The organism is Pararhodobacter sp. SW119 (assembly GCF_017811755.1).
Taxonomy (GTDB): Bacteria; Pseudomonadota; Alphaproteobacteria; order Rhodobacterales; family Rhodobacteraceae; genus Pararhodobacter.
In genome coordinates this window covers 1-13,079 of record NZ_JADDJF010000069.1, presented here as the reverse complement: position 1 = coordinate 13,079, position 13,079 = coordinate 1, and the positions used below count along the sequence as shown (strand labels likewise).

Annotated in this window: 14 protein-coding genes, 1 tRNA gene and 1 pseudogene; 7 read left to right on the top strand and 9 right to left on the bottom strand. The window is 70.6% G+C overall.

All coding sequences use genetic code 11. The features are described 5' to 3' along the window. Positions 1–167: 167 nt before the first annotated feature. The 8 genes from IM708_RS18905 to IM708_RS18870 form a co-directional block, all read right to left on the bottom strand. On the bottom strand, positions 168–320 hold the full coding sequence (locus IM708_RS18905; protein ID WP_209428124.1) for a hypothetical protein: 153 nt from the start codon (positions 318–320) through the stop codon (positions 168–170). A 138-nt stretch (positions 321–458) separates the two neighbouring features. Beyond that, positions 459–737, bottom strand: coding sequence for a hypothetical protein (locus IM708_RS18900; RefSeq protein WP_209428123.1), 279 nt, complete (start codon positions 735–737; stop codon positions 459–461). A gap of 129 nt (positions 738–866) precedes the next feature. Then, positions 867–1,790 (bottom strand): AEC family transporter, encoded by a 924-nt coding sequence (locus IM708_RS18895; protein ID WP_209428122.1) that lies wholly within the window; start codon positions 1,788–1,790, stop codon positions 867–869. A 100-nt stretch (positions 1,791–1,890) separates the two neighbouring features. Continuing rightward, on the bottom strand, positions 1,891–2,205 hold the full coding sequence (locus IM708_RS18890; protein ID WP_209428121.1) for an antibiotic biosynthesis monooxygenase: 315 nt from the start codon (positions 2,203–2,205) through the stop codon (positions 1,891–1,893). Positions 2,206–2,266: 61 nt separating this feature from the next. Beyond that, positions 2,267–2,893 carry a glutathione S-transferase family protein gene (locus IM708_RS18885; RefSeq protein WP_209428120.1) on the bottom strand — a complete coding sequence of 209 codons (627 nt, stop codon included), beginning with the start codon at positions 2,891–2,893 and terminating at the stop codon, positions 2,267–2,269. Continuing rightward, positions 2,890–4,797 carry a biotin carboxylase N-terminal domain-containing protein gene (locus tag IM708_RS18880; protein ID WP_209428119.1) on the bottom strand — a complete coding sequence of 636 codons (1,908 nt, stop codon included), beginning with the start codon at positions 4,795–4,797 and terminating at the stop codon, positions 2,890–2,892. Before IM708_RS18880 ends, IM708_RS18885 begins: the two co-directional genes overlap by 4 nt. After that, positions 4,794–6,389, bottom strand: a complete 1,596-nt coding sequence (locus IM708_RS18875) for a carboxyl transferase domain-containing protein (protein WP_348525004.1) — start codon at positions 6,387–6,389, stop codon at positions 4,794–4,796. The genes IM708_RS18880 and IM708_RS18875 overlap by 4 nt, the downstream gene beginning before the upstream one ends. 97 nt (positions 6,390–6,486) lie before the next feature. After that, entirely contained in the window at positions 6,487–7,347 is an 861-nt protein-coding gene (locus IM708_RS18870) for a 3-keto-5-aminohexanoate cleavage protein (RefSeq protein WP_209428117.1), read from the bottom strand. 231 nt (positions 7,348–7,578) lie between these two features. Between IM708_RS18870 and IM708_RS18865 the strand changes: the two genes are divergently transcribed. The 6 genes from IM708_RS18865 (at position 7,579) to IM708_RS18840 (ending at position 11,190) form a co-directional block, all read left to right on the top strand. After that, positions 7,579–8,253 carry a type 1 glutamine amidotransferase domain-containing protein gene (locus tag IM708_RS18865; RefSeq protein WP_209428116.1) on the top strand — a complete coding sequence of 225 codons (675 nt, stop codon included), beginning with the start codon at positions 7,579–7,581 and terminating at the stop codon, positions 8,251–8,253. Positions 8,254–8,434: 181 nt separating this feature from the next. Then, a complete protein-coding gene (locus IM708_RS18860) occupies positions 8,435–8,617 on the top strand; it encodes a hypothetical protein (protein ID WP_209428115.1) in 183 nt (60 codons plus the stop codon). A gap of 224 nt (positions 8,618–8,841) precedes the next feature. After that, positions 8,842–9,852: an NADP-dependent oxidoreductase gene (locus IM708_RS18855; RefSeq protein WP_209428114.1), complete on the top strand. Its 1,011-nt coding sequence runs from the start codon at positions 8,842–8,844 to the stop codon at positions 9,850–9,852. A gap of 461 nt (positions 9,853–10,313) precedes the next feature. Continuing rightward, the gene (locus tag IM708_RS18850) at positions 10,314–10,694 is read left to right on the top strand and encodes an HIT domain-containing protein (protein ID WP_209428113.1); all 381 of its coding nucleotides are present in this window, start codon (positions 10,314–10,316) and stop codon (positions 10,692–10,694) included. A gap of 65 nt (positions 10,695–10,759) precedes the next feature. Continuing rightward, on the top strand, positions 10,760–11,011 hold the full coding sequence (locus tag IM708_RS18845; protein ID WP_209428112.1) for a DUF2312 domain-containing protein: 252 nt from the start codon (positions 10,760–10,762) through the stop codon (positions 11,009–11,011). Between the two features lie 103 nt (positions 11,012–11,114). Further along, positions 11,115–11,190, top strand: a tRNA-Thr gene (locus tag IM708_RS18840). Positions 11,191–12,039: 849 nt separating this feature from the next. Here the strand turns inward: IM708_RS18840 and IM708_RS18835 are convergent. Next, a pseudogene (locus tag IM708_RS18835) lies at positions 12,040–12,462 on the bottom strand (transposase); the annotation flags it as partial. Positions 12,463–12,586: 124 nt separating this feature from the next. Here IM708_RS18835 and IM708_RS21425 point away from each other — a divergent pair. Beyond that, on the top strand, positions 12,587–13,079 hold a 493-nt coding region (locus tag IM708_RS21425; protein ID WP_245243324.1), incomplete at its 3' end, for a hypothetical protein.

Here is a 13,079-nt window from a genome sequence, read left to right as displayed (position 1 = left end):
CCGCAACGAAACTTTTGGCCCCCGGTGCCGCAAGGCCGGCGGTATAGGCTGACCGGCGCCCAATTGCACCGCATCGGTTGCCGGTCATCCGGCACGCCGCAGGAGTTGGGGTCGGCCAGGCCTGAGGCGCGGCGAACGCCGGGCCACTGACCGCATCGCACGGGCTGTCAGCCGCCGAAAAGGGCCGGGCCGCCGACAAGCAGGTAGCCGAGAGCGCTGGGCATCATGGTCAGCGCCATGCCCAGCGCGCGGCCCCCGGCGCCGTGGCGGTAGCCCAGATAGAACAGGATTCGGCCGATCACGAAAAGCAGTGCCGCCACGGGTATCAGTGCCAGCTAGGCCCCCCCGGGGACGGCCGCGAGCGCGAGGTAGAAGCCCCGGGCGAGGACCGTCTGTTCGAGCGTGTTCTGAAGGAACGCGGCCTTGACGGCGAGTCGCTCGCTGGGCGGACCCGCCGCCTAACCGCCGATGTCGGCGGCCGAAAAGCGCCGCGCGGTCGAGACCATCAGGATCGCGACCATCAGCACGACGGCGGGTATGGCCCCATGAAGCGCGGCGAAAAGCAGGCGGTCGGCGGGGGCCGTGGGCAAGTCGGCGACGTGCGGTCCGATCCAGTAGGCGGCGGTGAAGCACGCCAATGTCAGGACTGCGCCCAGCGTCGACCGGCGACGGATCGCGCGTTCCTCGGCGATCATGTCCACCTCCTCGGGCGGGCGGCGATAGGCGTTGCGGGTCATTGCCTTTTCCTCCTCCGGTGGCAGGTTGGGGGTCCGGCAGACGGGGCGCAAGGGCTTTCCCGGACGGGCGCACGCGGCGGGAAACGCGACGCGAACCCGTGTGGCCCGCGCCGGGGGCTGCGCCGCCGGTCAGCCCAAGGCTGTCGCAATGACGATCGCCAGCGGGATCGTCACCGCCGACAGCACCGTCTGCACGGCGATGATGTTGGCCATCAGCGCGTGATCGCCACCCAGTTGGCGCGCAAGGATATAGGACGATGTCGCGGTCGGCAGCGCGTGGAAGGTCAGCACGATCACGAGTTCCATCCCCGACAGCCCCGCCGCGAGCGCGGCCAGCAAGGTGACGGCGGGCAAGATCAGGAACTTGAACAGCAGGCTCGCCGCGATGGGGCGCAGATGCAGCCCCAGCGCGGCGGGCATCAGCGCCGCGCCGACGCAGATCAGCCCGATCGCGAGCGATGCCTGTCCCAGCGTCGCCAGCGCCCCCGAAACGCCGATCGGCAGCCCGGTGCCGGTCAGCTGCAGCGCCAGCCCCAGGGCGGAGGCGAGCAGCAGCGGGTTGGTCCCGAGCCGCCACAGCACCTGGCCCAGCCCCGCCGCGGCCATGCCGTAGCGGCTGAAGGCCAGCACCGCCAGGATGTTGACCGTGGGCACGATGGCGGCATTGGCGAGTGCGGCGAGCGCCGTGCCCTCGGCCCCGTAAAGGCCCGTGGCGATCATCACGCCGACGTAGTTGTTGAAGCGGATGCCGCCCTGAAAGACCGAGGTGAAAGCCGCGCCGTCCACCCCCAGCCAGGGCCGCGCCGCCAGCAGCAAGGCCGACGTCGCCAGGATCGCGCCGATGAGCACCGCGAAGATGCGCCCGATCGGCACGTCGCCCAGGTCCGCCGTCGCCAGCCCGTAGATGAAAAGCGCGGGCAGCAGCACGAAATAGGCCAGCCACTCGGCCTGCGGCCAGAACGTGTCGGGCAGAAGGCGGCGCCGCCGCAGCCCGAAGCCGAAGGCGATCAGCAGGACCACCGGCAACAGCGCCGCCGCCACATCCGTCAGCATCCGTACCCCCGTCGCATCCCGTCCCTTTCCGGCCCCGGCCGGCCCAAGGGCTTACGGCGCGGGCGCGGCAAAGACCAGATGGTCGGGCCGCCGCGGCGGTTCAGGCGGTGATGGTCTGCACGGCCGAGAAGATTTCCAGCTCGGGCGGGGCGAGATAGAGGTCCTTGTGCCCGCCCGCCCCGCGATGCGCCTCGCGGAACGCCTCGGACCGGGTCCAGGCCTCGAACGCGGCTTCCGATTCCCACATCGTGTGCGAGGCATAGAGGCGGTAGCCGTCCTTCTCGGGGCCCTTCATCAGGTGGAAGGCCTTGAAGCCCGGCACCTTGTGCAGGTGGCTGTCGCGGGTTTTCCACACCGCCTCGAACGCTTCCTCGCTGCCCGGTTTCACCTTGAAGCGGTTCATCGTCAGATACATGCGGTACCCCCTTTGCGTCGCGCCAAACCTAGCCTTTTCGCGTGCCGCCGCAAACCCGCCGTCAGAGGCCCGGCAGATCGCGGCCCTGCACCACCGCGCGCCGGAACGCGGGCCGTGCGGTCAGCCGCTCCAGATAGGCCGCGGTCTGCGGCTTGTAATGCACGTCCAGCCCGATCACCCGGCCGAGGTAGAGCGCGTAGCCCACGGCGATGTCGGCGGCGGTGAAGCGGTCGGCGACCAGCCAGTCCGCACCCTCCAGCCTCGCGTTGACCAGCTTCAGCCGCGCCAGATACCAGCGGGTGTAATCCTCGGTCACCAGCGGCTGGCGCCGCTCCTTCGGCTCGAACCGTCCGTAGCGCAGCACCAGCGTCTGCGGAAAGGTCAGCGTGGCATCGGCGTGATAGAGCCAGTTGAGCCAGGCGCCATAGGCCGGATCCTCCGGCGCCAACGCCAGCGTGTCCGCCCCGTAGCGCCGCGCCAGATAGTGGCAGATTGCCACCGATTCGGTCATCCGCGTGTCGCCGTCGATCAGGTAGGGCACGGTGCCCAGCGGGTTGATGTCCAGATAGGCCGGGTCGGCGCGGGGCGGAAAGGCCAGCAGGTGCAGGCGGTGCTCCAGCCCCAGCTCCTCCAGCATCCAGAGAGCCCGCAGCGAGCGCGAATCCTTGCAGTGCCACAGCTCGATCATTCCGCCTCTCCGATTTCGGCCACCAGCGCCTGCGCGGCCAGTTGCATCCCCGGCGTCACCGCCAGCCGCGCCACCCGCCCGGCGCGGGGCGCGCGCAGCGGGTGCTCCATCTTCATCGTCTCCAGCACGGCGATCACATCTCCGCGCGCGACCGCTGCGCCGGCTTCCACCGCGACGCTGACGACGGTGCCGGCCATCGGCGCGCGCAGCAACGCCTCGCCCGCTCTGTCGGTCGCTTCGGGCGGCGCCAGTGTCACGTCGCGCAGCCGGAACGGGCCAAGATGCAGCACCGCGCCGTCAAAGGCGTAGGGCAGGGCGCCCGACAGCCCGTTCGCCGTCCAGGCCACGCGCCCCTCCGCCCAAGCGGTGAGCGTCACCTCCGGCCCGCCGCGTAGGCGCAGGCGCGCGCCGGGTCCCAGGTGCAGCGCGACGGGATGCACCGTGCCGCCCGCCTCGATCCGCCGGCGCAGCAGGGGTTGCGGCCCATTCGTCCAGCCGAAGCGCGGCGGCAGGCCGGCCCCGCGGTTTGCGAACAGGAAGACCGCCAGCGCCAGGTGCAGCGCCTCGGGCACAGGGGTCGGGGCGGGGTCGATCCGATCCAGCAGGTCGGTCGCCAGGTCCCCGGCGGCGAACCCCGCGTCGCGCAGGATCTGCAGAAGCCAGGCGCGGTTCGTGGTGACGCCCAGCAGTTCCGTCGCCTCCAGCCCTGCGATCAGCCGGCGGCGGGCGGTGTCGCGGTCGGGGCCGTGGGCGATCAGCTTGGCCAGCAGCGGGTCGTAATCGGCGCCGATGGTGAGCCCTTCGGCCAGCGCGTGATCGGTGCGCAGGCCGGGCGATGGGCGCCAGCGCAGCACCCGCCCGGTCTGCGGCAGAAAGCCCGCGGCCGGGTCCTCGGCATAAAGCCGAACCTCGATCGCGTGGCCCTGCGGGGTGGCATCCAGCGCCGGCAGCGCCTCGCCCCGCGCGATGCGGATCTGCCATTCGACCAGGTCCAGTCCGGTCACGGCCTCGGTCACCGGATGCTCGACCTGCAACCGCGTGTTCATTTCGAGGAAATGAAAAGAACCATCTGGCACCAGCAGAAACTCCACCGTGCCCGCACCCACGTAGCCGCAGGCCTCGGCGGCGGTGACGGCCGCGGCGGCCAGCCGGGTGCGCAAGCCTGCGTCCAGGCCCGGGGCGGGGGCCTCCTCGATCACCTTCTGGTGGCGGCGCTGGACGGAACAGTCGCGCTCGCCCAGCGGCAGCACGGTGCCGTGGCGGTCGCCCAGCACTTGCACCTCGACATGCCGGGGTCCGACCAGCGCGCGCTCCAGGATCAACCGGTCGTCGCCAAAGCTGCGCGCGGCCTCGGAGCGCGCGCGCGCCAGCGCCTCGGGCAGGGCGGCGGCGTCGCGGACCCGCCGCATCCCCTTGCCGCCGCCCCCCGCCGCGGCCTTGACCATGACCGGAAAGCCGAGGCGCGCGGCCTCGGCCGCCAGCACCGCGTCGGTCTGGTCGGCGCCGTCATAGCCAGGCAGCACCGGCACGCCCGCCGCTTCCATCGCCGCCTTCGCCGCGCCCTTGTCGCCCATCAGGCGGATCGCCTCGGCCCCCGGCCCGATGAAGACCAGCCCCGCCGCCGCGCAGTTACGTGCGAAATCCGCGTTCTCGGCCAGAAACCCGTAGCCCGGATGCACTGCGTCCGCGCCCGCCGCCTGCGCCGCCCGGATGATCGCCGCGCCGTCCAGATACGCCCCCGCCGGCCCCAGCGCGACGGCCGCATCCGCCGCCCGCACATGCGGGGCGACGGCATCGGGGTCGGTATGCACCGCGACCGTCCGGTAGCCCATCGCCCGCGCCGTGCGGATCACGCGCACCGCGATCTCGCCCCGGTTGGCGATCAGGATCGCCTCGAAACTCATAGCCGCGCCACCCCGAAGCTGTTGGGGTTGAGTGGGCGCGCCGCGCCCGCCTCGATCACTCCCAGCACCAGCGCCAGCACTGCGCGCGTCTCGCGCGGGTCGATGATGCCGTCATCCTCCAGCCGGGCGGACGACATCAGCGCCGTCGTCTGCGCCTCCAGCATCGCCGTCGTCTCGGCCTCCAGCTTCGCCAGCTTCGCCTCATCCGCCGCGCCGGCCTTCTTCATCTTCGCCTCGCTGACGATGCGCAGCACCTTCCCCGCCTGCGCGCTGCCCATCACCGCCGTGCGCGCGTTGGGCCAGGCAAAGATGAACCGCGGATCGAACCCGCGGCCGCACATCGCGTAGTTCCCCGCGCCGTACGAGCCGCCGACCACGACCGAGATTTTCGCCACCCGCGCATTCGCCACCGCCTGGATCATCTTGGACCCGTGCTTGATGATCCCCGCGCGCTCGGGCTCGGTCCCGACCAGAAAGCCCGTGGTGTTGTGCAGAAACAGCAGCGGCGTGCCGGCCTGGTCGCAAAGCTGGATGAACTGCCCGGCCTTCGCCGCCCCCGCCGCGGTGATCGGCGCGTTGTTGCCGATCACCCCGCAGGCGCGCCCCTCGATCCGCGCCCAACCGCAGATCGTGCCCGCATCAAACGTCGCCTTGAACTCCAGAAACCGTGATGCGTCCACCAGCCGCGCGATCACCTCGCGGCAGTCCCAGGGCGCCTTCGGATCGGCGGGCACCAGCCCCATCAGGTCGGACGCCGGATAGAGCGGCGGCGCCCAGTCGCCTGCCGGCGCCTCTGCCCCCGGAAACCCCGCCACGATCTCGCGCGCCAGCCGAATCCCGTCGGCGTCGTCCTCGGCGAGGTAATCGCCGGTGCCGGCGGTGGTGCAATGCATCTCGGCCCCGCCCAGGTCCTCGTCGCTTGCCACCTCGCCCGTCGCGGCCTGCAGCAGCGGCGGGCCGGCCAGATACATCGTCGCCTGCCCGCGCACCATCACCACATGGTCCGACAACCCCGGCTGATAGGCCCCGCCGGCGGTGGCCGAGCCATGCACCACCGTCACCTGCGGGATCCCCGCCGCCGACAGCCGCGCCTGCGCCGCAAAGGCCCTGCCCCCCGGGATGAACACCTCGTGCGCATAGGCCAGGTTCGCGCCGCCCGACTGCGCCAGCACCACCAGCGGCAGGCGGTTGTCGCGCGCCACCTCCATCAGCCGGAGCTTCTTGGCCAGCCCGTCGGGCGTGACCGTGCCGCCCTTCACGGCATAATCGTCGACCATCACCAGGCACCAGCGCCCCGCGACGCGCCCGATCCCGCCGATCACCCCGGCCCCCGCGCCGGTCCCGTCGCTGTCGCCATAGCGCCGGTATCCGGCCAGCGCGCACAACTCCAGCCAGGGCGCGCCGGGGTCGAGCAGCAGCGCCAGCCGCGCCCGCGGCATCAGCATCCCGCGCGCCTCGGCCCGCCCGCGCGCCGCTTCCGCCGCCGCCGCGACGCCCGCGACAACCGCCTGCACCGCGCCCCACGCCTCGGCCATCCGCGCCGCGTTGCGCGCGAACGCAGCGCTGCCGGCCGCGTCATCCGTGCTCAGCACCGCCATCCCCGACCCGCCCCTTCATCTGTCCGGAAATATCCCGGGGGGAGAGGCCGCAGGCCGAGGGGGGCAGCGCCCCCCTTGCGGACCCCGCGCCTCATCCCAGCCCCCAGATCGCGCGCGCCTCGGAGGCGGTGGCCACCTCGCGCCCCGCCGCCCGCGCGATCCCCGCCAGCGCCGCGACCAGTGCGCCGTTGCCCGCCGCCCGCGTGCCGTCGGCCATGTAGAACGTATCTTCCAGCCCCGTGCGCAGATGCCCGCCCAGTTCCGCCGCGCGCGCCTGCAGCGCCCAGACCTCGGCCCGGCCGATGGCGGTCAGTTGCCAGGGCGCGCCTTCGGGGCGGTACTTCAGCGCCAGTTCCAGCAGCTCCGCATCCGCCGGCATGCCCGAGGCCACGCCCATCACCAGGTTGACCTGCGGCCGCTCCACCATCCCGGCCGCCTGAAACATCGCAACCGAGCGCAGGATGCCTAGGTCGAAACACTCGAACTCGGGCTTCGTGCCGGTTTCGCGCATCACCGCCAGCACCTCCGCGATCTTCTCGACGGGGTTGGCGAACAGCATCGGCGGCCAGGCCCAGCTGCCGCCCTCGCGCAGCTTGAGGTAGTTCAGCGACCCTGCGTTGCAGGCCGCGATTTCGGGCCGGGCGGCGCGCAGGCAGGCCAGCGGCCCGGCCTGGTCGCGCCCCGGCACGCCGGTGGTGAAGTTCAGGATCACGCCGGGGCAGGCATCGCGGATCGCCTGCGCCACCTCGACCGCCAGGTCCGCGTCCCAACTGGGCAGATGGCCGCGCCCCGCGCCCTGATCGCGGAAATGCACATGCATGCAGACCGCGCCCGCATCCCAGGCCTCGCGGGCCGATTGCGCCAGTTCCGCGGGCGTCACCGGCACCGGATGCGTCCGCGGGTCGGTCAGCACGCCGGTCAGCGCGCAGGTGATGATCGCCTTGTCCGACATGCGCCCCCCTGTCGGGGGAAAGCCTAGCAAGGCGCGCCCGGTCGCGGAAGCCCGCGCGCGCGTCCCTGCCGCCGCGTCACACCCCCGCGCCGGCACCCCGTGCACGCCTGCCACACGCCGTCGTGATCGCCGTCAGGGAACAGGCCCGCGCGCCATCCGTTGACCCCCCAATCGCGGCCCGGTCCCGTCGGCAGCCGCGCTACGACCCCCACCGGACAAAGGCATATCCCGATGAAAATCCTCATGGTTCTGACCTCGAACGACAAACTCGGCGACACCGGCAACAAGACCGGCTTCTGGCTCGAGGAATTCGCCGCACCCTATTACGTCTTCAAGGACGCCGGCGCCGCGGTCACGCTGGCCTCGCCCAAGGGCGGGCAGCCCCCGCTCGACCCCACCAGCGACGCCGACGAGGCCCAGACCGACGCCACCCGCCGCTTCAAGGATGACGAGGCCGCGCAGAAGGACCTGGCCGACACCGCGGTCCTGTCCACACTCTCGGCCGAGGATTTCGACGCGGTCTTCTACCCCGGCGGCCACGGACCGCTCTGGGATCTGGCCGAGGATGCCGACAGCCGCGCCCTGATCGAGGCCTTCGCCGCCCGCGACCGCCCGATCGCCGCGGTCTGCCACGCCCCCGCCGTCTTCAAGACCACCCAGGGCGCCGACGGCAAGCCGCTGGTCGCCGGCCGGCAGGTCACCGGCTTCACCAATTCCGAGGAAGAGGGCGCGGGCCTGACCGAGGTCGTCCCCTTCCTGGTCGAGGACATGCTGAAGGCCAACGGCGCCGACTACCGCAAGGGCGATGACTGGGCGGAATTCGTGGTCACCGACGGCAAGCTGGTCACCGGGCAGAACCCCGCCTCCTCGGAAGCCGCGGCGCGACAGTTGCTGGCGCTCCTCTGACGGTGCATTGCGGGCGCCGCAGCCCGCTCCCGGCGGGCTCCGGGCGCATTGAGACGCCCCGTGGCGGGAGGTCGGATCGACCGTGTCGCGCCCTAATCTGTCAAGCAAGGCTTACAATCCGGCACCGGCGACCCCATATGACGGAAAGCGGCGCGATTTTCCCTTTCCGAAAGGCATCTCCATGACCATGTTTTCCATGAAGCCCAAGTTCAACCTGGCCGAATTCCTTGCCACGCCCGCCCCCGCGGGCGCCTCGCGTTTTGCCGGGGGACGCCGCCGCGCCGCGCCGGTCCAGCCCGCCGCGAGAACGGAAGAGGCCGCGACCCCCGCGCCGACCGGGGACAGCGAGCCCACCGACAAGTAGGATCAGGGGCCGCGCGCCCTTGGCGGGCACGGCGCCCACCGTTTCACGGTGATCATCAGATTCCGCGGCCAGCGATGGCCCAGACCGGGGCGCGGTTCGACCGCGCCCCGTTTTCGTTGCATGGGCGCGCCGCGGCCCCGTCCGCCGACCGGCCCCGCGCCATCCCCGCCCTTGTCCCCCCGCCAGCGCCACGGCATGCTGCGCGCGAACGAACGGAGGGACGCATGACGAACCGGCAATGGCTGCTCGACCACCACCCCGAAGGCCCGGCGACCGCCGATTGCTGGCGGCTGGCGGAATCCCCGATGCCCGAACCCGGACCGGGGCAGATCCTGGTGAAACTGCGCTGGCTCTCGATGGACCCCTACATGCGCGGGCGTATCGCCAAGGGGCCGAACTATGCCGCCGGCGTTTCGCCGGGCCAGGTGATGCAGGGCGGCGGCGTGGGCGAGGTCGTGGCCTCCAACCATCCGAAATGGCGACCGGGTGACCTGGCCGAGGCGATGGGCATGGGCTGGCAGGACTACGCCGTGCTGACGCCGGACGCCCCCGGCTCGGCCCGCGTCAACCCCGTGCCCGACGGCGTGCCCGAACAGGCGACGCTCTCGTGGCTGGGCATGCCCGGCCTGACCGCCTGGATCGGCCTGACCGAGATCGGACGCCCGAAACCCGGCGAGACGGTGGTGATCTCGGCGGCCTCGGGCGCGGTGGGGCAGGTGGCCGGGCAGATCGCCGCGGCGATGGGCGCGCGGCCGGTGGCGATCGCCGGCAGCGCCGAGAAGCTCGCTCATTGCGCCGACATCGGCTATGCCACCGGCATCAGCCATCGCAGCGACGCGCTCGCCGATGAGTTGCGCGCGGCCTGCCCGGAGGGCGTGCATGTCTTCTTCGACAACACCGGCGGCACGATCCACGACACCGTCATGGCGCAACTGGCGACGCATGCCCGCGTCATCATCTGCGGGCGCATCGCGGTCGTCGACAAGCCCGCCGACCAGGACATCGGCCTGCGCGCCTCGTCCCGGCTGGTGGTGACGCGGGCGCGGGTGCAGGGGCTGATCGTCTTCGACTGGTGGCACAAGCGCGACGAGGCGATGGGGCACCTCGCGCGGCTCTGGCGCGACGGCCGGCTGAAGGTCCGCGAGGACGTGATCGACGGGCTGGAGAACGCGCCAGAGGCCTTCCTGCAGATGATGTCGGGGCGCAACTTCGGCAAGCAACTCGTCCGGCTGTGAGCCGCGCGCCGGGGCGAGCGTTCGGTCCCATCCTGCACGGCGAGGAGGCGACGGAAGTTCTCCCGCCCCTCGTCAGGCTGTGCGCGTTCCGCGCACGAACCTTCCTCGCGTTGGGCCGGGCGCCGCGCGCTACGCGCGCGGCGCAAAGAGGCTATGCCGCCAACGACGGGCCGCCCCCTCCACCCCATACTTTTCCTGTCCGAAAACATCCCGGGGGGTGAATTGACGCAGCCAAGAGGGGGGGCAGCGCCCCCTGCTTCCGTCCCGGCAGCAGCCTGAAACCGACCGGGGAAAATCCTGCCAATTCCCTGCCGCACCGTTCGGAACTGCCATACGTTTGCCATACGCTTGCCAGCCCCTTGCCATACGCCCGCCAGCACCCCTGCCAGCACCCGTTGCACCGCCCCACCGCCCCGCCGTATGCTCGCGCCGACGCCTGATCCAGACCACCCGGAGCCATCATGCCCTACGCCTATGACGACCAGAACATCTTCGCCCGCATCCTGCGCGGAGAGATCCCGTGCAAGAAAGTGTTGGAAACCGACCACAGCCTCGCGTTCGAGGATATCCAGCCCAAGACACCGCATCATGTGTTGGTGATCCCGAAGGGCCCCTACATCACGTATGACCACTTCGCGGCCGCGGCCTCGGACGCCGAGATCGCCGATTTCACCCGCGCCATCGGCCAGGTCTGCCAGGCCCTCGGCATCCCGCCAGGCGACGGCGGAAACGGCTACCGGTTGATCTCGAACGCCGGTGCCGACGGCGTGCAGGAGGTCCCGCATCTGCACGTCCACATCCTCGCCGGCCGCCCCGTCGGCCGAATGGTCCAACCCGCCTGATCCCACCCTTGCAGCCCCCGCACCCACCCGCTAGGAGGGGCGTCCAGATCGAACACGGGTACCCGATGAGCAGTCCAGATCCCTACGCCGTCACCGCCGACGAACTGCGCCAGTTTATCGAGCGTTACGAACGCCTTGAGGCCGAGAAGAAAGACATCGCCGACCAGCAGAAAGAAGTGATGGCCGAGGCCAAGGGGCGCGGCTACGACACTCGCGCGCTGCGCAAAATCGTGGCGCTGCGCAAGAAGGAACCCGACGATCTGGCCGAGGAAGAAGCCGTGCTGGAGGTCTACAAGGCCGCGCTTGGAATGGTCTGATACCGCGTGCCGCCTGGCGCCGGCCCGGCGGTTGACGTGACGCGATCCCCGCAGCCCTCAAACCGCTTGAGCGCGCCGCGCGAAACCGGTACGAGGGCGAAGCGCCGGCGTAGCTCAGCTGGTAGAGCAGCGCTCTTGTAAAGCGAAGGTCGGGGGTTCGATTCCCTCCGCCGGCACCACTTTTCCATAAAAAACTATATAACAACGGTTTACGTAGGGGATTGCGGAGCCCCCGCCTCCCCCCACCATCCGCAAAACGCTTTCCTGAGAAAACCTGAGCACTTTCTCGCGCAAGCCGCATGTCCGGCCGCTATAGGGCAGATCATTAACATCTGCCCAAGAGCCGCCAATGCACACCCCCGAGACCTAGCTGACCATCAAACAAGTCTGCGAGCGCCTCGGCGTCTCGCGCGCGGCGATCAACCGCTGGCGCGTCAACTGCCTTCCCGCCCGCCCGCCAGTTCTCGCCCGGCTGCGTTCGCTGGCCGCTGAGCGCGATCACCGAATGGGAAACGAGCCGGCCGACCTGCTTCGCCTTCGCGCTTGAAGACTGATAAGCGAGTTCTGCACGCGAGGATTGTCAGCGTCGCGATCCGGTTCGCCGGTTCGATCGCGCCCGTGGTCGGGGTGCAAAGACGCTCGCACATAACAAAGACACGGCTTGGTCTGCGCGCGAGCCAACCGACTAGGTCGGGTGATCGCTGTGTTCCCCGAACGTCCGCAATCGCGGAGCAGCTCGTGTCGACGAGAGCCAGATTGGCCGCTGCGATTCACCGCTGCTCGGTCAGCGATTTCGCCGCGTAGATATACCTAGATAGGGCTGGGAATATGGCTTTTCGTACCTAAGCTAGGTTTTCTCGTTAGAACTTTCCGTCAATAGGATTTCGAGACCTGTGCGCGGCTGGTTTGAGGGTTGGCTGCCGTGGCTGAAGGGTCAGGACAAGATGGTGGAAGGGGGCCGGGCGGTAAGGATGAGGGACCGGATCGCTGGACGAGCGGGTTGGGGGGGCTTGGGCCCGCGGGTGGACTCAGGCGGGGCGGTGTGCGCGCAGGCTCACGGCCCGTTTCAGGTTGTAGGCGAGGAAGCTCAGATGCACCTGCAACGACACCCCTCGGAGCCCGACGTAGCGCGCCCGCCCGAGGCCGTAGCTGCGCTTGGCGGTGCCGATAATCTTCTCCACCCGGCTGCGGACCGCAGCGACGCCGGCGTTCCAGGCGCGCCGCATCGCCGCCCTGGCCGGCTCCATGCGCCGGGTGACCTGGCGGGCGATCCGCGGCTCGCCGCGCCGCTGCCGGACCTCGGCGGCGATGGCGCGGCTGTCGTAGGCCCGGTCGGCCCAGACCCGGCCCGGCAGCACGGGCACGAGGCCTTGGCTGTCGTGCACGTTGGCCGGCGTCACCGCGACGCGGCGCACGATGCCGCCCGCCTCGTCCGCGGCGAAATGCGCCTTGTAGCCCCTGACCGGGCTCCGCTCCGGGCCGGCATAGACGCACCAGCCCGCCTCGACGACGCGTTTTGCCCGCCTGCCGGATGACGGTCGCGTCCACCAGCGTGCCGGTCTTCACCACCAGCCCTTGCGCCTCGAGTTGCCGCACCACCGCCTCGAACAGCGCCGCCTCCAGACGGCGTGCCACCAGCGCCCGGCGGAAGCGCACGAAGGCCGTCCGCTCCGGCACAGCCTCACTCGACGAGAAGCCGCAGAACCGCCGGAAATTCGCCCGGTCGTCGAGCGCCTCGGCCAGCGCCACGTCCGACAGGTCGTGCCAGAACCCGAGCAGCAGCGCCTTGAACAGCGCCAGCGGCGGCCACGCCGGCTCCCCCTTCGCCGCGGCATGGATCTCGTCGAGCAGCCGCGCAAGCGGCGGCCAGTCAATCGCCGCACCGACCGAGTCGAGCCGGGAATTCCGCCCCCGCTCACCCGACGCAAAACCGAAGCTTTCCTAACCGATCCGCCGACGCGCCATACCACCCTCCCGTACACCCCCGAAAACGGAATCACGACCGATCCCAAAGCGCAAGAACCATCCGCGCACAGATCTCAGGATTTCGACGGCACTTTATTAATAA

Excerpts from the sequence above, each read along its gene's own strand:
- IM708_RS18890 (WP_209428121.1), bottom strand. The coding sequence starts at position 2,205 with ATGTATCTGACGATGAACCGCTTCAAGGTGAAACCGGGCAGCGAGGAA.
- IM708_RS18870 (WP_209428117.1), bottom strand. The coding sequence starts at position 7,347 with ATGTCGGACAAGGCGATCATCACCTGCGCGCTGACCGGCGTGCTGACC.
- IM708_RS18880 (WP_209428119.1), bottom strand. The coding sequence starts at position 4,797 with ATGAGTTTCGAGGCGATCCTGATCGCCAACCGGGGCGAGATCGCGGTG.
- IM708_RS18845 (WP_209428112.1), top strand. The coding sequence starts at position 10,760 with ATGAGCAGTCCAGATCCCTACGCCGTCACCGCCGACGAACTGCGCCAG.
- IM708_RS18865 (WP_209428116.1), top strand. The coding sequence starts at position 7,579 with ATGAAAATCCTCATGGTTCTGACCTCGAACGACAAACTCGGCGACACC.
- IM708_RS18895 (WP_209428122.1), bottom strand. The coding sequence starts at position 1,790 with ATGCTGACGGATGTGGCGGCGGCGCTGTTGCCGGTGGTCCTGCTGATC.
- IM708_RS18850 (WP_209428113.1), top strand. The coding sequence starts at position 10,314 with ATGCCCTACGCCTATGACGACCAGAACATCTTCGCCCGCATCCTGCGC.
- IM708_RS18885 (WP_209428120.1), bottom strand. The coding sequence starts at position 2,893 with ATGATCGAGCTGTGGCACTGCAAGGATTCGCGCTCGCTGCGGGCTCTC.
- IM708_RS18900 (WP_209428123.1), bottom strand. The coding sequence starts at position 737 with ATGACCCGCAACGCCTATCGCCGCCCGCCCGAGGAGGTGGACATGATC.
- IM708_RS18860 (WP_209428115.1), top strand. The coding sequence starts at position 8,435 with ATGACCATGTTTTCCATGAAGCCCAAGTTCAACCTGGCCGAATTCCTT.
- IM708_RS18855 (WP_209428114.1), top strand. The coding sequence starts at position 8,842 with ATGACGAACCGGCAATGGCTGCTCGACCACCACCCCGAAGGCCCGGCG.